Source organism: Micromonospora sp. NPDC047812, from assembly GCF_040704175.1.
Classification (GTDB): Bacteria; Actinomycetota; Actinomycetes; order Mycobacteriales; family Micromonosporaceae; genus Micromonospora.
In genome coordinates this window covers 1,528,678-1,547,385 of sequence record NZ_JBEYRY010000002.1, presented here as the reverse complement: position 1 = coordinate 1,547,385, position 18,708 = coordinate 1,528,678, and the positions used below count along the sequence as shown (strand labels likewise).

Genomic DNA, 18,708 nt, shown 5'->3' with positions numbered 1-18,708 from the left:
CAGCCAAACCGAAGCCTGACCAGTCCGGGGTATAAATCAATTTGGCACTGGCTTATCAAGCACCCTGTTGAGTTCTCAAAGAACAACCACACACCGCCCGGAAACCCCACACCGTGGAGCCCCCGACCCGGGGCATTTCGTTCGCCGCACCCGCCGCTCTCGCGCCGGGCACTTTTACTACGTTACCTCACCGTCTCCGCCGTGTCAAACCGTTTGTCCCGGTCTGTCGTGCTTCGTACGGGTTGGCTCCGACGAGCACACGCAGCAGCGAACCGCCGCGTTGATCATCGGATTTGGCAGACCGGCCGCTCTGCGGTTTCCCGCGAGCTCGCCCGGTTCCCTGCCGGCCGTGAACCTTACCCGGTCGGCTTCGCTGCGCCAAATCCGCCTCGCGGCAGATCCGGCGAGCCCCGCCCGGGACCGTGTCGTCCGGGATTTCGGCCCGTCCGACCCGGCGCCAGTCCGGTTCGGCACCCAGGACTTTCGCCCTGTTTGCCCCGTTCCGCGCTGGCAGAGAGAAAGTTACGCGTCTGCGGGTTTGAACGTCAAATCCGGGGGTGGCGTCCCCGGTCACATCATTTCCCGCTCGCTATGTGCCCTGCTCAGCGCCGGTGCGACGCTTCCGTCCCAGTGGCAGGGCACCGCCACGGGCAGCGTCGCCGCCTGCCGAAGGTCCGCACCCGCGGCACCCGGTGGGGCCGGTGGAGTGGCCCGGCGGCGGTGCACTCCAGTGGGTGGTGGAGTGGTCGGTGGCGTCGGTCAGGGTGCCTGGCGGTCGGCGCGCCGGCCGGCCGCCCGCCACGCCCGGACGCCGAGCACACCCACGGTGGTGCCGATGAGCAGGGACGCCGCGATCAGCAGGGCATGGATCCAGAGGAAGCCGGTGGCCGGGAACTCCCCGATCGTGCCGGTGGACCAGGACCGCGGGTCCTTCCAGATGGCGACGGCGAACCTCGGCCAGATCACCCAGGTCCAGATTCCGACCCCGGTGAGGAAGAGCGCCCAGCCGCGCGACAGCACCATGGCTGCCGAGTATGCCAGCGCGACCTGGCGGGCCGGTCGGCCGGCCGGTGTCCGAGGTGCAGGTCAGTGGGGCTGTCACGGGGTCTGTCACCGTCGGCACCGACCGCAGCGGAACCGGTGGCGCGTGATCGGGAGCCGGGGGCCGGCGTCGTCGACGGGTCAGGGTGACGGAGCTGCCGGGGGGTGACCGGGTGGCGCAGGCCGGGCCCGGCGGATCGCTGCGCTGCCGGCTTCCCGGCGCCGGCGGCGAGCACGTACGCCGACCGCGGCGCGGGCTCCACTCGCACACCCTGCGGTCGTCGCGCGTGCCCCGGTCGAAGCGCGACAGGCGGACGGAGCGCGGCGAGAGTCCGACCACGGCCGGCCCGAAGGGCGGACGCGCGGCGGCGCCGAAGGTCGAAGAGGGCGGTGAGCAGTGACCGTTTCTTTCGCCATTTCGGAACTGCGGTGGCGGAATCGGAGGGGATTCCGGAAACGGGAGGCCCGCATGATCGCGGACCTCCCGAACCACTCCTCAGAAGCAGGTGCCGATGCCACCGATCGCGGGGTTCGCCCGGTCGTGGTAATGGATCACGCCACTCGGGTCGGCCATGAAACCGCCCCAGATGATGCAACCGCCCTTGACGTACGCCCGGGCCGGTCCGGCCGCCCAGAGCTTGTCGCCGTCGTCGGTCTGGGTGGGCAGGTACTGGGCGGCGAGGTACACCTGGGTGCGGGTCAGCGTCCCCGCGTAGGCGGACTTGACGGTGACCGTGCAGCCGTAGCCGACCATCGGGTTGTGCAGCAGGTAGACGGTGCCGAGCCGGGCCCCGGTCTCCGCGTGCCGGATCGGGTCCTGGTCCAGGACCGTGTATCCGAGCCCGCAGAGCGACTGCGGCGTGACCGGATTGACGACGGCCGCCTGCGCGGCGGCGCCGGCCCCGGCGACCAGCCCGAACGCGACGGCTAGCACGACCCCGAGCCGACGAATGGTGCGGTACATCCGTGTCCCCCTTTCTCTGCGGCAGATGCGTCACCAGAATGGCCGTCTCACGGTGACGGAACGAATGTGCCGGGTGGACACTCCGCATCCCCGCCGAATGTGTGCTGCCCATTTCCCGTCGCCACCACCTGCGGCACAGCGGCACCATTCATCGACGGTCGGCGAGTATGACGTACTTCGCACCGAGACATTCCAGTGAACTGAGAATTGCCGTGTTGTTTCCCGGGGGCGCGGGCGGGGCACTGGGTTCCGGGACCGGCGCAGACCGTCATCGGAGGTGACCCGTGCAGGCGTCGACGTTCAATCCCTGGGCCTGGCGCGACCCGTCCGCCCTCGCCGGCGGGTACTCCGGGGTTAGCCCCGACTCCGCCCCACCGGACGGGCCGGAGCCCGGCGGCGACGGACCGGACGCCCCCGGCCCCGGCACCCCGCTCGACCTGGTCGGCTACCGGGTGGAGGCCATCGACGGGCGGATCGGCTCGGTCGACGAGGCCAGCGACGACACCGACGCCCGCTGGCTGGTGGTGGACACCGGACCGTGGATCTTCGGCCGTAAGGTCCTGCTGCCGGCCGGCACGGTGACGCGGGTGGACCACCTGGACCGCACGGTGCACCTGGACCGCACCCGCGAGCAGGTCAAGGAGTCACCGGCCTTCGACCCGGACGCGTACGGCGAGCCCGGCTACCGGGACCGGATCGGCGACTACTACCGGGAGAGTTACCGGCAGGGCTGAGCGCGGGCACGGAAAACGGTCGGACCCGCTACCGTGGGGGCATGGTCCGGCCGATCAGCTACGCGCCGGAGGTCGTCGACCCGGTCGACGGCCTCCCGCTCGGTGTCGTGACCCTCTCTCCCACCCGCTCCGACGACGGCCGCGAGCGGATGATCGACGTACTTCGTGCCGGTGGACTGCGGTTCCGCGACGGCGCGCGATGGCGTTCGGCTCACTGAGCCGACCCTGACCGGCCCGGGATGACCTCCCCGGTCGACGCGCGCCCGCGCACACCCTCGTCCACCAGGCACGAAAGGCGTACCACCATGTCCGTTGCACGGATGCTCACCGGGGACCGCCCCACCGGGCGGCTGCACCTCGGCCACTACGTCGGCAGCATCGCCAACCGGGTGCGGCTGCACCAGCGCTACGAGAGCTTCTTCATCATCGCCGACCTGCACATGCTCACCACGCGGAACACCCGCGAGGACATCGAGCGGGTCGCGGGCAACGCCCGGGAGATGGTCACCGACATCCTGGCCGCCGGCGTCGACCCGCAGCGTGCCACCTTCTACCTCCAGTCGGCCATCCCGGAGGTCGGCGACCTGAACACCCTCTTCCAGAACCTGGTCACGGTGCCCCGGCTGGAACGCGTGCCCTCGCTCAAGGACATGGCGCGCGACGCCGGCAAGGAGGAGATGCCGTACGGCCTGCTCGGGTACCCGGTGCTCCAGGCCGCCGACATCCTCTGCGTGAAGGGACAGGTCGTTCCGGTCGGCAAGGACAACGCGGCGCACGTGGAGGTGACGCGGGAGATCGCCCGGCGCTTCAACCACCTCTACGGGGAGGTGTTCCCCGTGCCCGAGACGATCGCGTCCGAGACGCCGACTCTGGTCGGCACGGACGGCGGGGCGAAGATGAGCAAGAGCCTGGGCAACACGATCGCGCTCTCCGCCGACTCGGCGACGGTCCGCCGCGCGGTGATGGGCATGTACACCGACCCGAACCGGATCCGCGCCGACGTGCCCGGCACCGTCGAGGGAAACCCGGTGTTCGCGTACCACGACATCTTCAACCCCGATCGGGCGCAGGTCGACGACCTCAAGGAGCGCTACCGGGCCGGGCGGGTCGGCGACGTGGAGGTGAAGGAGAAACTGGCCGTCGCGCTCGACCGGTTCCTGGACCCGATCCGGGAGCGCCGGGCCCGGATCGAGGCCGAGCCCGGGCTGGTCGACCAACTCATCTTCGAGGGCACGGAACGGACCCGCCACGAGGTGCGGCAGACGCTCGTCGAGGTCCGCCGGGCGATGGGGCTGACCAGCGCGTACACGCAGGTGCGCCGCCGGGCCGAGCGGCACCGCAAGGCCACGGCCACGCCGGCCTGAAGCGGTCGTACGACCGGCGTCCGGCCCGGGACCGGGGACCTTGCTCCGGTACCGGGCCGGATCGTGCGGAGCGGTCGCAGCGGGGATGAATGAGTGGCTCCGGGCGGGGCATCTGGAACACATGGGTGTGGTCCGGTACGAGGCGGTGATGCCGGTCGTCGACGAGCTTGACCAGCTCGTCGACCTGCTGCGGAAGGCGGCCCCCGGCGAGCAGTTGTACGTCCGGTGGTCCCGCGGTCCCGGCGTCGACCTGTCCGGCGAGCACGGGTCCGGGCAGTCCAGCAAGGACGCGCTGACCGGCATCGACCTGCCCGGCCTCTCCGCCAATCCGCTCGCCGTCGAGTCGTGGTGGGGTGATCGGCCGCTGCGGCTCTGGGTGGCCCGCCGGCTCTACGACTACTGCCACCTGCGCCGGCTACGCGGCCCGGGCGTACGTCCCTGGGTGCTGGCCGGCGAGCAGCGCGGCCGGGGACCGGACAACGAGCCGCTGGTGCGGTGCCGCCGGCCGATCGCGTGGGTGTCGGAGCGGGCGCTGCGGGAGGCGGACCGGGTGGTCGAGGCGCAGGCGTCGGCGGAGTGGGGACCGCTGCACCGGGCCGACTGATCCGCCCCGGACCGAACTCTCTGGTGGCCCGGGGCGGTTGTCGCTAGGTTTCAGCTTCGGGTACCGCACCGTCGTCGATCGGGGGAAGTCGGCCGCGTGTCACACATCGAGAAGATCACCGGGGAACTGCGCGCGCTGACGACCGGCGTCGACAGGGCGCAGACACTGGCGTCCGCCGCCGACAACCAGGCCCAGGAGGTGGCCCTGCGCGCCGCCGGCGCCGGCTTCGCCGCCGTGGCGGCGGGCCTCACCCGCGTACGCGACGGCATCGCAACCGTCCGGGGCGGCCTGGGCAGCCTCGCGACCACGATCGGCGAGGCCACGAAGAGCACCGCGGCCGTCCCACAGGAAGCCAGCCCACACGAGACGATCACCGGCCTGACACCCGTGCACCACGCCGTCGACGACATCCGCGACACCGCCGCCGCCACCATCGCCCAGGTCGGCCAGACACGACAACTCGTCACCACCGTCCTGCACGGCGGCCAACCCGGACCCCTCCTCCAGTCCCTGGAACAGATCACGCAGGTCCTGACGCTGGTCGTCCAACGCACCGCCACCGCCCGGCAGGCGGTCGAGACGGCGATCGCCGAGGCCCGGCAACTGGGGTCGGCGGGAAACTGACCGGGGCTGGCGGCCCCACCCCGACCAGCCCCACCACCGCAGACCCCGACCCCACCGCCTCCTCGGCAAACGACACCGACACCGCCGACCACGACCCTGGGTATGAGGGCCCCAGGCACGGCTTTGCGCCCTGGACCAGGCCCGCCACCGGCACCTCCGGCGGCGCACCGACCGGACCACGCACCCGAATCCCGGCCAACGAGAGACCGACGGAACGCCGCAGCCTGGAACTGGAGAACGAGGCCGCCGACAAGGTCGCCTACCAGGGCTACCGGGTGCACCAGAACCCGACACGGCAGGAGATCATGCATGCGCGACTGAACAGCGGCGACGTCGTCGATCAGAACAGATCACCGGATTACCTGATCGAGGGGCTCGTCTTCGATTGCTACGCTCCCACCTCCTCAGCGCCACCACGGTCCGTCTGGAGCGCGGTGACCAAGAAGGTCCAGCGGCAGCAGACCCAGCGCGTGATGCTGAACCTCCAGGACTGGCGCGGAGACCTCGCCGCCCTGCACAAGCAGTTCGGCGACTGGCCGGTACCGGCGTTGAAGGAGCTGGTGGCGGTCACACGGAGCGGCACGATCGTCGAGATCGTGCGGCGGGACTGAGGAAGGCCGAATACATGTCCATCACCTACCGACTGACGCTCGCGGGCGACGTCCCGCTGGAGCAGTTGGCGGCGCTGGTCGCCCCCGAGGCGACCGAGACGACGACGTACTCCGGCGACAGGATGCTCAGCGCCGACCTGAACGAGGAGTGCGGATACGCCGTCAGCATCGTCGCCGGTAGCCAGGGCTACTACGGGGCCGAGGACGACGGCGGTGTCGTGTGGGAGTGGGAGCCGGCGACCTACGTCGACATCGACTTTCACATGCAAAAGGACACGCTGATGGACAAGGGCCGGCCGCGCATGTTGCGGACCGTGGGCCGGGTGCTGGCCAGCCGGCCCGAGGACGCGGCGTTGGTGCTCAACGACAACTGGCTGATGCTGACCCGGGTGAACGGCACGATCCGCCGGCACAACGAGGCCGACTGGTACGACGAGGCGTACGACAGCTTCCTGCCCCACTGACCCGCCGCCGGTCGGCGGCGCCTCGGGTCCCCTGGCGCGGGCGCGGCCGTCCTACCATCGGATCGTGGCGAACTTCGATGTTCCGGCAGCGGTCGCGACGGTCTGGCAGCGGCAGGCTGCCTGGTCACGGGCGTCCGGCGAGGCCAAGCGTGCGATCACCCGTGCACGGCTGACCATCGCCGCGCTCACCGTGGGGGCCGCCGTGTGCGGCACCCTCGCCAACCAGCTCGGGCACGCCCACCCCGGTGCGGGCCGGGCGCTCGCGATCGTCGCGGCGGCGGCGCTGCTCGTGGTGCCGTTGGCGGCCCGGTGGTCCTCCCGGGACGCGGTGCACGCGTGGACCCGGCTCCGCTCGGTCTCCGAGGCGCTGAAGGCGGACACCTACCGCTACCTCGCCGGGGTCGCCCCGTTCGGCGGCGCGGACCGGGACGCCGTCCTGCTCGGCCGGTTCGACGCGCTCATGGACGACGCCGGCGACCTGGTCGGCCGCACCCTGGACGGGCCGCCGGCCGCCCGTCCGCTGCCGGCGGTCTCCGACGTGGCCACGTACGTGACGGAACGGATCCAGCGGCAGGTCGACGGCTACTACCTGCCGGCGGCCCGCCGGATGGCCCGCGCCGCGAAGCGGGTCCGGTACGCGGCGACGGGGCTCACGATCGCCGCCGCCCTGGTCTCCGCGACGGTCGGGGTGCTCGGCGACAACCTCGGGCTCACCGCCTGGATCGGTGTCGCGGCGGCCGTGACCACGGCGCTGGTCGGCTACGGCTCCGCCCAGCAGTACGAGCACCACCAGATCGAGTACGCCCGTACCGCCGACCAGCTGACCCGACTGCGCACGGTCCGCGAGGCCGGATTGGGCTGGGCCGACGACGACGCGTTCGTCGCCGAGGCGGAGCGCGTCATCTCGCTGTCCAACGAGGGCTGGATGGCCAGGATGATCGAGCAGGATGGCGCTGCGCAGCCGTGACATCACAGGTTGTGCCATATAGCATCGTCGATAGTCGTCGTTGACCGTCGTTGTGGACGGCCGTCCGTCCACTCCCGACTCCAAATGGGGGAACCGACGTGGAGCGCACCGTACGCCAGCCCGATCCGACCCCGCCGCCACTGGACGACCTCCGGCGTACCCCGCTCGGCCGGATCTCCCTCGACCGGGCCCGGTCCGTCGCGCAGGTGGCCGGCCGGAGGGAGGATCGGCCGGCGCGTGTCGACGTCGCGGCCTTCAGCTCTGCGATCTGAGCCGGACGGGCAGCCGACCGGGCACGTCGCCCCGCTGACGCAGTACGTGCTGAAGCTGGTCAGCCGCTGCGACCTCGCCTGCGACCACTGCTACGTCTACGAACACCCCGACCAGTCCTGGCGGCGCCAGCCCCGGGTGATGGACCCCGCCACGGTGACGGCCGTCGCCGAGCGGATCGCGGAGCACGCGGCGGCGCACCGGCTCGACGCCGTGCGCGTGGTCCTGCACGGCGGCGAGCCCCTGCTCGCCGGCGTCGCCCGCCTCGACTCCACCGCCGCCACCCTGCGGCGCGTCATCGGCCCGGTGGCCCGGCTCGACCTGCGGATGCAGTCCAACGGTGTGCTGCTCACCCCGGCGGCCTGCGACGTGCTGGTCGCCCACGACGTCAAGGTGGGGATCTCGCTCGACGGCGACCGGGCCGCCAACGACCGGCACCGCCGCCACGCCAACGGGTCGAGCAGCCACCGCCAGGTGCTGCGGGCGCTGTCGCTGCTGCGCAGCCCCGCGTACCGCAGCAGCTACGCGGGCATCCTCTGCACCGTCGACCTCGCCAACGACCCGATCCGGGTGTACGAGGCGCTGCTGGCCGAGGAGCCGCCGCACGTCGACTTCCTGCTGCCGCACGCCAACTGGGACAACCCGCCGGCCCGGCCCGACGGCCTCGCCACCCCGTACGCCGACTGGCTGCTGGCCGTCCACCGGCGCTGGCTGGCCGACGGGCGGCCGGTGCCGATCCGCCTGCTGGAGTCCCTGCTCTCCACGGCGTCCGGGCACGGCAGCCGCAGCGAGGCGGTCGGGCTCGGCCCGGCCGACCTGGTCGTCGTCGAGACCGACGGCACCTTCGAGCAGGTCGACTCGCTCAAGTCCGCCTTCGACGGCGCGGCGGCCACCGGCCTGGACGTCTTCCGCCACCGGGTCGACGACGCCGCGGCCCACCCGGCGATCGCCGTACGGCAGACCGGTCTTGCCGGTCTCTGCGCGACCTGCCGCGCGTGCCCGGTGGTCGGGCACTGCGGCGGCGGGCTCTACGCCCACCGGTACCGCGCCGGGGGCGGCTTCGACAACCCGTCCGTCTACTGCCCGGACCTGCTGGAACTCGTCCGGGTGGTGACGGCGGCCCCGGTCGCCGACGAGCCCGCCCGGCCCACCGACCAGCTCAGCCCGCGCGTGCTCGACGACCTCGCCACCGGCGCGGGCACGGCGGACTCGGCCGCGCAGCTCGCCGCCGTCCACCTGGCGCTGGTGCGTGCCCTGCTGGTCGCGCTCAGCGAGCGGGCCGCGAGCGACCCGGTGGCGGCGGAGGGGTGGCGGCTGCTGGTCCACCTGGACGACGCGCACCCCGACGCCGTCCGGGCCGTGCTGGCCCACCCCTTCGTGCGCCGGTGGGCCGGGCGCTGCCGGGACGGGGCGGCCGAGCTGTCGTACCTGGCCTGTGTGGCGGCGGCTGCCGCCGTCCGCGCCCGGGTCCGGGCCGACCTGCCCGTCCCGGTGCGCGCCGGGGTGGTCAGCCTGCCGACACTCGGCGCGCTCGCCGTCGGCTGCGAGCGGGGTGTCGTCCGGCTCGTCACCGACGACGGCGACGTGCGGCTCGCCGGCCGGCGGGTCACCGCCGACGCGGACCGCGACGGCGACCCGACCGGCGAGGACGGGCCGGACGGCTGGCTGCCGGTGCGTTCCGTCCGGATCGACGGGCACCGGCTGCTGGTGGAGGACACCGATCCACACCGTGACTGCTACGACCTGCCGGTGCAACCGCGGCTGTCCGGCGCCGCCACGCCGCGGTGGACGCGGCAGGTGGAGCGGGCGGTGCGCCGGATCGACGCCGAGGCCGTCGGCTACGCGGCGGGGGTGCGGACCCTGCTGCGGGCCGTCGTGCCGCTGCGCGCGGAACCGACCGGCCGGTTCCGCAGCGCCGCCGCCGGCGCCGCCTTCGGCGCGGTGGCCGTCACGGCCGTACCCGACGACGCCACCCTCGCCGTGCTGCTGGTGCACGAGGTGCAGCACCTCAAGCTCAGCGCGGTGCTGGACGTCTGCGACCTGTTCGACCGCGCCGACACCCGGACGCTGCGCGTGCCGTGGCGGGACGACCCGCGCCCGGTGGAGGGTGTGCTGCACGGCGTCTACGCCCACCTGGCGGTCGCCGACGTGTGGCGCCACCGCCCCGGGCCGGCCGCCGGGGGCCACTTCCGCCGCTACCGGGACTGGACCGACGGGGCCCTCGACGCCCTGCTCGGCCTCGGCGCGCTGACCGCCGCCGGCGAGCGGTTCGTCCGGGGGATGCGCGCCACCGTGGACGGGTGGGCGTGACCGCCGGCCCGCTCCGGCGGGACACGCTGACGGCGAACCTGCGCGCGCTGGGACTGCGGCCGGGTGCCACCGTGCTGGTGCACTGCGCCCTGTCCCGCGTCGGTCGGGTGGCGGGTGGCCCCGCCGCGCTGCTGGCCGCCCTGTCCGACGTGCTGGGCGCGTCGGGCACGGTGGTCGTACCGGCGCAGACAGCGGGCAACTCCACCACCTCGCGGGCGTTCCGGGTGGCGACCGCCGGCTTGGACGCCGCCGGGGTCGCGGCGGCGGAGGCGGCCATCGCGCCGTTCGACCCGGAGCGCAGCCCCGCCGAGGGCATGGGGATCTTCGCCGAGCACGTACGCCGGCAGCCGGGGGCGTGCCGGAGCCGCCACCCGCAGACCTCCTTCGCCGCCCTCGGTCCCGGCGCGGCCCGGCTGACCGCCGTCCACGACCTCGACTGCCACCTGGGCGAACGCTCTCCCCTCGGCGCGCTCTACGCCGCCGACGCCGTGGTGCTGCTGCTCGGCGTCGACTGGTCGGCCTGCACGGCGTTCCACCTGGCCGAGTACCGGCTGCGCCGGCGGCCGGCCGACCGGGCGTACCGGTGCTACGTGCGCGACGCCGCCGGGCGGCGGGTCCGGCGCGACTTCCGGGCCCTCGATCTCCACGACACCGACTTTCCGCTGATCGGCCGGGCCCTGACGGACGCCGGCGCGGTGCGGCGCGGGCCGGTCGGCGGCGCCGACTGTCGGCTCACGGACATCCGGGTGGCCGTCGACTTCGCCCGGGGATGGATGGATGAGCACCGGCGGTGACGGGCGGGGCAGCGGAGAGTTGGGCAGGGTCGATACTGTGGACGGTCGGGAGTCGCCGCACCGGTCGGGAGCCTCAGTTGCCAGAGGGAACGTTCTGGGAGGACGAGAGCGCCCCCGTGTTCTTTCTCAGCTACGCCCACAAGAAGAACCAGGTCGCGGCGCCCCGGGACACCAACCAGAAGGTCTTCCAGCTCTTCGTGGACCTCTCCGACCATGTCGTCGAGCTGCTCGGCCTCGGCCCGGGACGCACGGCCGGATTCATGGACCGGATGCTCGACGGCGGGCAGGTGTGGACCGACGACCTCGCCTTCGCCGCCGGGCACTGCCAGGTCTTCATCCCGTTGATCTCCACGCACTACCTCAACAGCGCCTGGTGCGCCCGGGAGTGGGACGCGTTCACCCGCCGGCCGATACTGACCCGGCCGGACGCCGAGCCGTCGGCGGGGGAGACGCCCGTCATCCCGGTCAACTGGTCACTGGTGGAGCGTCGCCGGCTGCCGGCGGCCGTGTCGCGGAGGCAGATGTTCACCCCCACCCGGCTGCCCCCGGAGATCGCTCCGCAATACCACGAAGAGGGCATCTACGGTCTGCTGAGCCTCGGCGACACCGGCAAGGCCGCCTACGACGCGGTGGTCTGGCGGCTGGCGCAGCGGGTCGCCCGGGCCTATCGGACGCACTGGGTGCAGGCACAGGTCCCGGCCGACGTGCGGCAGTTGCGCACCACGTTCGAGGAGGGCGGACATGACGTGGTCTGACCCCGTTCCGCCCCGGGGCGCATCTCGCCGGGAGACCTACTTCTTCCTGAGCTACGCCCACTCGGTGCCGCTGTCGGCCGGTGTCCGGCCGGACACCGACTACTGGGTCAACCGGTTCTTCAACGACCTGGCCACCGCCGTCCGGCACGCTGCCACGAGAAGCGGCGACCTCGACGCCGGCTTCTTCGACGGCCAGGTCAACCCGGGAGCCGACCTCAGGCAGACGCTCACCGACGCGCTCAGCCTCGCGCACGTCTTCGTGCCGCTGCACTCACCGAACTACTTCCGCAACGCGTGGGCCCTGGGCGAACGCGAGTCGTTCCGCAGCCGACTCACCCGGCTCGCCCCGGCGCAGGCCGAGCGGCACCTGGTGCCGGTGCTGTGGCTGCCGCTGCCGTCCTGGGGCGAGCGGCCGGAGACGACCCGGGCCCTCGACCTGGTTCCGGACGCCGGCGACCGGGCCGACTACGCCGAGAACGGCCTGCGCGCCCTCTGCAAGCTCAGCGCCTACCACGACCAGTACCGGCGGGTCCTCGAGGCACTGGCGCGGCAGATCGTCACGGTGACCGAGACGCAGCCGCTGGCCCGGTCCCGGGCGGCGACGCTGTCCAGCCACCCGGTGCCCGACAGCGTCGGCCCGGCGCTGGTGGTCACCACCCTCACCGACCACGCACGCTGGCGGCCCTACGCCGGGCAGCACGAGCTGGCCGTGGCCGACTACGTCGCCGCGACCGCCGAGCGGCTCGGCCTGCCCACCCGGGTCGTCGACCTGGCGGCGGCCCGGGCCCTGGCGCCGCAGAGCCCCACCGTCGTGCTGGTGGACGCCGCGACCGGTGCCGCCGCCATCCGTTCGGCGCTGGACGACCTCCCCCGCTGGGTCGTCCCGCTGGTCATCGCCGCCGGCCACGAGCGTGGCGCGACGGCACCCGAGTCGGTCTCCGAAGCGTTGCAGGCCGCCGGTTTCCCCCGGGTCATGCCGGTGCGGGCGATCGACGAATTCGAGCGCTGCACCCCGCTGCTGGTGACCGAGGCGCGCAAGCAGTTCCTCCGGTACGGTCCGGTCGACCCGCCGGACGGCCCGGTCACCCCGAGACCGAGCCTGCGCCCGGCCCGGCCGTTCGACGGACCGCCGGGATCCGGCGCGACCCTGCCGCCGGTGCGGCCGTTCGACACGACGCGAGGGAAGGACGAGCGATGACGCCATCGCGCGAAGGGCAGGTCATCACCTTCTACTCCTACAAGGGCGGTACGGGCCGCACGATGGCGCTGGCCAACACCGCCTGGATCCTCGCCGCGAACGGCCAGCGGGTGCTCGTCGCCGACTGGGACCTGGAGTCCCCCGGCCTGCACCGGTTCTACGCCCCGTTCCTCGACGCGGAGCAGGTCGCCACCACCGGCGGCGTCATGGACCTGATCCTGGACTACGAGTGGGAGAACGCCCGCCGGCGCGAGGAGACCGGCGCCGACCCCCGGCCCGGCGACTGGCACCGGGAGTACGCGCGGGTCCACCGGTACGCGTTCTCGGTGAGCTGGGAGTTCCCCGGCGGCGGCAGCCTCGACCTGCTCCTGGCCGGGCGGCACAATCCCGACTACGCGACCAGCGTGACCGGCCTGAACTGGGACAACTTCTACAACCGGCTCGGCGGGGCGCAGTTCTTCGACGCGCTGCGCGAGGACATGAAGCGGCACTACGACTACGCCCTGATCGACAGCCGCACCGGGATCAGCGACGTCGCCGAGATCTGCACCATCCACCTGCCCGACGTCCTGGTCGACTGCTTCACCCTCAGCGACCAGGGCATCGACGGCGCCGCGGCGGTGGCCGCCCGGGTCCGCGACTACGAGGGGCGTCGGGCGCGGCGGGTGCTCCCCGTGCCGATGCGGGTCGACGACGGGGAGAAGGGCAAGCGGGACGCCGGGCGGTCGCTGGCCATGCAGAAGTTCGCCGGCCTGCCGGGCGGCATGACCGACAGCGAGCGGCAGGCCTACTGGCTCACCGTCGAGGTGCCCTACCGCGCGTACTACGCCTACGAGGAGACGCTGGCGACCTTCGGCGACGAGCCGGGCGGGCGCACCACCCTGCTGTCCGCGTACGAGACGTTGACCAGCCACATCACCAACGGCAGGATCACCGGCCTGCCCCGGATGGACGACCAACTGCGTCGCCAGACGGTGCAGCGCTTCGAACGCAAGCCGACGGTCGTGGACGAGCTGATCCTGCTGCGGCACGTGCCCGAGGACCAGGTGTGGGCGGAGTGGGCGCAGGCCGTGTTGAACTCTGCGGACCTGCGGGTGGTCACCGCTTCCCTGGACGGGCCGGCACCCGAGCAGACGGGCACGGCCTTCCGCGAGGTCCGGCTGGTCTCCCGCGCCTACCTGGCGGCCTGGCGTGCCCGCTCCGGCACCGATGGCGACCGGGCCGCGCCGAACTGGCTGGCCGTGCACGTCGACGACACCCCGCCGGTGCCGGACGTCCCGGTCGGCAGTTGGACGGCCGTGCACGACCTCACCGCCGAGGACGCGGCGACCCACCTGCTGAAGCTGGTGGGACGCACGGTGGGCGCGGCCGGCCTGCGCCCCGCCCGCTTCCCCGGGGTGCGCGCGACGGTCTTCAACGCGCCGGCCCGCAACGCCCGCTTCACCGGACGCGAGGACCTGCTGCGCCGGCTCCGTGAGGAGCTGAGGGCGTCGGGCGGCAGCGGCACCCCGGTCGCGCTGCGGGGCGGTCCCGGTCTCGGCAAGACGCAGCTCGCCATCGAGTACGCCCACCGGTTCCGGGGCGCGTACGACATCATCTGGTGGGTCGCGGCCGACCCGCCGCAGTTCGTCGACGTGATCATGACGGAGCTCAGCGACGAGCTGGGCCTGCCGAGCCAGACGACGATCCCGGAGACCAACCGCGCCCTGCGGCAGCGGCTGGGTCAGACCGAGCGCCGCCCCGACGGCAGCCCACCGCCGCACTGGCTGCTCATCTTCGACAACGCCGACCAGTACGAGGACGTCCGGCCCTACCTGCCGCAGGGCAACGGACACGTGCTGGTCACCACCCGCAACCCGGACTGGGGCGACCTGGCGCGGGCGGTGGACGTCGACGAGTTCGAGCGGGCGGAGAGCGTGGCGCACCTGCGCGCCCGCCTCGGCGAGCACCTGATGAGCGTCGCCGAGGCCGAACGGGTCGCCGACGCCGTGGAGAACGTGCCGATCTTCGTCGCGACGGTCGGGGCGTGGTTGGCCGACACCCGCACGCCGGTCGAGGAATACCTGGCCGGGCTGCGCCGCACCGGCCTGGAGACGGAGGTCTGGGACCTCCCGCTCCAGCGGCTGAGGGAGGGCTCCCCGGGGGCGTACCGTCTCCTCCAGCTCGCGTCGGTGCTCGCCCCCGAGATCTCCCTCGACCTGCTCTACAGCGACCGGGTGGCGCGGGTCATCGCCCCGCACGACCCGGTGGTCGCCGCGCGGGTCGCCGACCGGGTGTCCGAGCGTGACATCGCGGCGACGCTGGTCCAGCGGATGAACAAGCTCGCGCTCATCAAGCTGGACCCGCACGCCCACCGGGTGCAGGTGCACCGGCTGTTGCAGACCGCGCTGCGCGCCCGGATGACCGACGACGAGCTGGTCACGGCCAAGCACGAGGTGCACCAGATCCTCGCCGGGTCGCGACCGCCGGGTGAGGTGGAGGACCCGGTGAACCGGCAACGGTTCCGGATGCTCTGGCCGCACCTCGACGGCTCCGACGCGATCTCCTGCCGGGACGACGACGTCCGGCAACTGGTCATCGACCGGGTCCGCTACATCTACGTCAGCGGCGGGTACGAGCAGGGCGAACGGTACGCGCGGGAGACCGAGGCCGTCTGGTCGGGGCTGTTGGCGGAGCTGCCGCCCGACGGGCCGGAGCACCGCAAGCTGCGCGTCCAACTGCTGCACCTGCGGTTCAACTGGGCGAACGTGCTGCGCAGCCTCGGGCGGTTCGACGAGGCCCTCCGGCTGGACGAGGACACCCTGCACCAGCAGGAGGAGCTGATCGGCGACAGCCACCCGCACACGCTGATGACCGCCGGCGGCTACGGGGCGGACCTGCGCACCCTGGGCCGCTACCCGGAGGCTCTGGAGCGCAGCCTGCGGACGTACGCCGCATCGGTCGAGGTGTTCGGCGAGGATCACCGGCGGACCCTGACCGCGGCGAACAACCTGGCCGTGTCCTACCGGCTGATGGGCATGTTCGACCGGGCCCTCGAAGGTGACCAGGCGACCAACCGGCGGCTGCGGGTCGTCCTCGGGCCGGAGCACCCGAACACCCTGGTGTCGGCCAACAACCTCGCCCGCGACCTGCGGGAGACCGGCGACTACGAGGGTTCCGTGGCGCTGCTACGGGAGGTGGTGACCGGCTACCGGAACCTCTTCGGCGAGCAGTCCCGTGACCTGCTCACCGCGCAGGCCAACCTGGCCGTGTCGTTGCGCAGCACCGGGGAGATCGCCGAGGCGGCACAGCTGCTCGACGAGACCTACCAGCGGCTGCTGGCCACCCTCGGGCCGGCCAACCCGGACACCCTGTTCAGCCGGCTCAGCCGGACGGCCAACCTGATGTTGCAGGGGCAGAACGCGCAGGCCCTGGCGGAGCTGGTCGAGGTGGAGCAGCAGTTCGTCCAGGTGTTCGGCGCCGACCACCCGTACTCGCTGGTCTGCCGGGTCAACCTGGGCGTGGCCCAGTGGGACGCCGGCGACACGGGCACCAGCCTGTCGGTCACCCAGGCGGCCGCGGCGGCCATGCTCGCCGCGCTCGGCGACCGGCACCCGTTCACCATGGCGGCGGCCAACAACCTCGCGGTCTTCACCATCCTCACCGGGGAGCCGGAGCGGGGACGCGACCGGCTGCTGGCCTTGGTGGAGCAGCTCGCGGAGGTCCTCGGGCCCGAGCACCCCGACACGTTGCGGGCCCGGGGCAACCTGGAGACCGTCAACCAGGCGTTGTCCGGGGGTCGGGTGAGCATCGGGCGGATGCGGATCGCCGACCGGCTCGCCAACCGGGTCGGGCAGCACCACCCCAGTGTCGTGGTGCTCCGCGACGGGCGGTACGTGCGGCGGGTGCTCGACCCGCACCCCTACTGACCGGGCCGCGCGCCGATCAGCAGGTCGGCGCTCAGCGCGGGGTCGGGGTCGACGAGCCAGCGCAGGATGCGCGGCAACTCCTCGACCGCGTCGAAGTGCGCCGCCCCGGGCCGGACCTCCATCTCGGCGCCGGGTATCTGCGCGGCCAGCCAGCGGCCGTGGCTGACCGGGGCGAAGTTGTCGTCGGCGCCGTGCCACAGCCGGACCGGCGTCGCCGCGGTGTCGATCGCCCGCAGGTCGAAGGCCCATGGGCGGCGGAACGCCAGCACGTCGTCGATCCACCCGTACGGCCCGGAGCGGAGCGCCTCAGCGTAGGTGTCGGTGATGAGCCGGCGCAGCGCCGGGTCGTTGACCGCTCGGCGGTCCGCCGCGCTCATCTCCGTCTTCAGGTCAGCGAGGAGCAGCCGTGGGTCCGCGGCGGCCCGCTCGGCGCGCTGGCGGATCTCCTCCACCACGGCGGCGGTGTCGGGGCTGCCGGCGCCGAACCCGCGCACGTTGCCGGTGTTCATGCCGCCGACCCAGTCCAACTCGATGGCGTTCCACGGGGCAAGACTGACCAGCACCGCCACCCGGGTCACCCGGCCACGCAGGCGGGCGTCGGCCGCGCAGGCGAGGGCGTGCGGGCCGCCGCCGGAGCGTCCGACGACCGCGAACTCCTCCACGCCCAGGTGGTCGGCGATCGCCTCGACGTCGCGGGCGGCGTCGGCGACGTCGCGGTTCTCCCGACGGTCGGAGTCGCCGTAGCCGGGCCGGTCGTAGGCGATCAGCCGGACGCCCATGCGGTAGAGGACGATGCCGCGGGGCTTCGGGCCACGCCGGCTGCCGGGCGTGCCGTGGAGCAGGAAGACGGGGAAGCCGTCAGGCGCGCCGGTCACCTCGTACGCCACGCGTCTGCTGTCCTCGCGTTCGGCGAAGTCGGCCCCTGGCTCGCCGTCTCGGGTCACTCCGTCCTGCCCTTCGGTGCCGCAACCAGCCAATACTCGCAACCCGGCATCGAGTAGAGACGATGTCGGGACGGCTCCACTCAACAATCGAGCCTAATGGTCGGGCCCGCCGCGCCGCTATGCCGAGCGGGAACATGGGGCCGGATCTGTCTGAAACGACACCTACGGCCCACCTGGGCTGGAACTTCCGGCTGCCCCGCCGACCGGGACGTCCTTCGGGGGTCGGTCCGCCCGGGGCGACTGGGCGTGGGGCCGCCCGGTCGCCGGCCGCCGCCGTGCGGGCCGCGGCCCCAAGCGGCGGTGCCGCCGCGCGCCGGGTCAGCCGGCGAGCGCATCGAGCGCGTCGTCGAGCCGGGGCTTCCGGCCGTCGGCGAAGACGTCGAGGAACTCCTCGCCGGGCGCGGCCCAGAACCGGGTACGCGGCTCGTCCCGCCAGTCGCAGGTGATCTCGCAGCCCCACGAGTGCAGGTACGTCCGCTGGTCCGCCTGCCCACGGTGGAACAGGGGGTCGCCGACGATCGGGAAGCCGAGCCAGGCCAGGTGGACGCGGATCTGGTGGCGCCGACCGGTGACCGGCTTGAGCACCAGCAGCGTACGGTCGCCGCTGACCAGCGCCGTGGCGAAGTCGGTACGGGACTCGTAGGAGGGCTTGGACCGGTCGACGGCCGACTCCGGCAGCGCGAAGCGGCGGCGGTCGGCGTCGTAGCGGATGGCCTCGCGCTCGCCCGCGATCCGGATGGTGCCCTTGCGGCCCGGCCGCAGCGGCAGGTCGATGGTGCCGGTCTCGGGCAGCCGCGCCCCCTCGACCCAGGCCAGGTAGCGCTTGTCGGCGCCCCGGTTGGCGAACTGCCGGGTCAGCGAGGCGTGCGCCGACGGCGTCCTGGCCAGCAGCAGCAGTCCGGAGGTGACCTTGTCGATGCGGTGCACCCAGTGCACCGGTTCCCCGGCGGCGGCGGCCAGGTCGGTCAGGGACTCCGCGTGGCGCTCGCCCATCACGGAGATGCCCGGCGGCTTGTCGAGCACGAGCAGGTGGTCGTCCTCGTGGATGGGATCGCGCCGAAGTTCCGACCAACTGAAGGTGGTCATCATCGCCTCGGCTCTCGACTGTGCTGAGCTGCTCCGTGTCGCCGACGGCCGCGCCCGGGACATCGGTGAC

Annotated in this window: 17 protein-coding genes; 13 read left to right on the top strand and 4 right to left on the bottom strand. The window is 73.0% G+C overall.

All coding sequences use genetic code 11. The features are described from left to right. Positions 1 to 759: 759 nt before the first annotated feature. Both AB0883_RS15045 and AB0883_RS15040 read right to left on the bottom strand, forming a co-directional pair. Positions 760 to 1,023, bottom strand: coding sequence for a hypothetical protein (locus AB0883_RS15045; protein WP_366641674.1), 264 nt, complete (start codon positions 1,021 to 1,023; stop codon positions 760 to 762). Between the two features lie 514 nt (positions 1,024 to 1,537). Continuing rightward, on the bottom strand, positions 1,538 to 2,005 hold the full coding sequence (locus AB0883_RS15040) for a hypothetical protein (protein ID WP_366641673.1): 468 nt from the start codon (positions 2,003 to 2,005) through the stop codon (positions 1,538 to 1,540). 284 nt (positions 2,006 to 2,289) lie between these two features. Here AB0883_RS15040 and AB0883_RS15035 point away from each other — a divergent pair, with 284 nt between their 5' ends. From AB0883_RS15035 to fxsT, 13 genes are all read left to right on the top strand, one after another. Beyond that, a complete protein-coding gene (locus AB0883_RS15035) occupies positions 2,290 to 2,739 on the top strand; it encodes a PRC-barrel domain-containing protein (protein ID WP_366641672.1) in 450 nt (149 codons plus the stop codon). A 41-nt stretch (positions 2,740 to 2,780) separates the two neighbouring features. Continuing rightward, positions 2,781 to 2,957: a hypothetical protein gene (locus tag AB0883_RS15030; RefSeq protein ID WP_199729260.1), complete on the top strand. Its 177-nt coding sequence runs from the start codon at positions 2,781 to 2,783 to the stop codon at positions 2,955 to 2,957. An 87-nt stretch (positions 2,958 to 3,044) separates the two neighbouring features. Next, a complete protein-coding gene (trpS, locus tag AB0883_RS15025; protein WP_366641671.1) occupies positions 3,045 to 4,103 on the top strand; it encodes a tryptophan--tRNA ligase in 1,059 nt (352 codons plus the stop codon). Between the two features lie 85 nt (positions 4,104 to 4,188). Continuing rightward, a complete protein-coding gene (locus AB0883_RS15020; RefSeq protein WP_366641670.1) occupies positions 4,189 to 4,707 on the top strand; it encodes a DUF6098 family protein in 519 nt (172 codons plus the stop codon). A 96-nt stretch (positions 4,708 to 4,803) separates the two neighbouring features. Continuing rightward, positions 4,804 to 5,331 (top strand): DUF6244 family protein, encoded by a 528-nt coding sequence (locus AB0883_RS15015; RefSeq protein ID WP_366641669.1) that lies wholly within the window; start codon positions 4,804 to 4,806, stop codon positions 5,329 to 5,331. A 275-nt stretch (positions 5,332 to 5,606) separates the two neighbouring features. Further along, positions 5,607 to 5,942 carry a hypothetical protein gene (locus tag AB0883_RS15010; protein WP_366641668.1) on the top strand — a complete coding sequence of 112 codons (336 nt, stop codon included), beginning with the start codon at positions 5,607 to 5,609 and terminating at the stop codon, positions 5,940 to 5,942. A 14-nt stretch (positions 5,943 to 5,956) separates the two neighbouring features. Further along, complete coding sequence (locus AB0883_RS15005) at positions 5,957 to 6,406, top strand: SitI3 family protein (RefSeq protein WP_366641667.1); 450 nt, start codon at positions 5,957 to 5,959, stop codon at positions 6,404 to 6,406. A gap of 64 nt (positions 6,407 to 6,470) precedes the next feature. After that, on the top strand, positions 6,471 to 7,373 hold the full coding sequence (locus AB0883_RS15000; protein WP_366641665.1) for a DUF4231 domain-containing protein: 903 nt from the start codon (positions 6,471 to 6,473) through the stop codon (positions 7,371 to 7,373). A 306-nt stretch (positions 7,374 to 7,679) separates the two neighbouring features. After that, positions 7,680 to 9,953, top strand: a complete 2,274-nt coding sequence (locus AB0883_RS14995) for an FxsB family cyclophane-forming radical SAM/SPASM peptide maturase (RefSeq protein ID WP_366641757.1) — start codon at positions 7,680 to 7,682, stop codon at positions 9,951 to 9,953. After that, complete coding sequence (locus tag AB0883_RS14990) at positions 9,944 to 10,747, top strand: AAC(3) family N-acetyltransferase (protein ID WP_366641664.1); 804 nt, start codon at positions 9,944 to 9,946, stop codon at positions 10,745 to 10,747. Before AB0883_RS14995 ends, AB0883_RS14990 begins: the two co-directional genes overlap by 10 nt. 77 nt (positions 10,748 to 10,824) lie before the next feature. Beyond that, positions 10,825 to 11,502 (top strand): TIR-like protein FxsC, encoded by a 678-nt coding sequence (locus tag AB0883_RS14985; protein ID WP_121397646.1) that lies wholly within the window; start codon positions 10,825 to 10,827, stop codon positions 11,500 to 11,502. Beyond that, positions 11,489 to 12,700, top strand: coding sequence for a TIR-like protein FxsC (locus tag AB0883_RS14980; protein ID WP_366641663.1), 1,212 nt, complete (start codon positions 11,489 to 11,491; stop codon positions 12,698 to 12,700). The genes AB0883_RS14985 and AB0883_RS14980 overlap by 14 nt, the downstream gene beginning before the upstream one ends. Next, complete coding sequence (gene fxsT, locus AB0883_RS14975; RefSeq protein WP_366641662.1) at positions 12,697 to 16,608, top strand: FxSxx-COOH system tetratricopeptide repeat protein; 3,912 nt, start codon at positions 12,697 to 12,699, stop codon at positions 16,606 to 16,608. Before AB0883_RS14980 ends, fxsT begins: the two co-directional genes overlap by 4 nt. Here fxsT and AB0883_RS14970 read toward each other — a convergent pair. Beyond that, the gene (locus AB0883_RS14970) at positions 16,602 to 17,552 is read right to left on the bottom strand and encodes an alpha/beta fold hydrolase (protein ID WP_121397644.1); all 951 of its coding nucleotides are present in this window, start codon (positions 17,550 to 17,552) and stop codon (positions 16,602 to 16,604) included. The genes fxsT and AB0883_RS14970 overlap by 7 nt on opposite strands. Before the next feature lie 318 nt (positions 17,553 to 17,870). Further along, entirely contained in the window at positions 17,871 to 18,638 is a 768-nt protein-coding gene (locus tag AB0883_RS14965; RefSeq protein WP_366641661.1) for an RNA pseudouridine synthase, read from the bottom strand. Positions 18,639 to 18,708 lie beyond the last annotated feature (70 nt).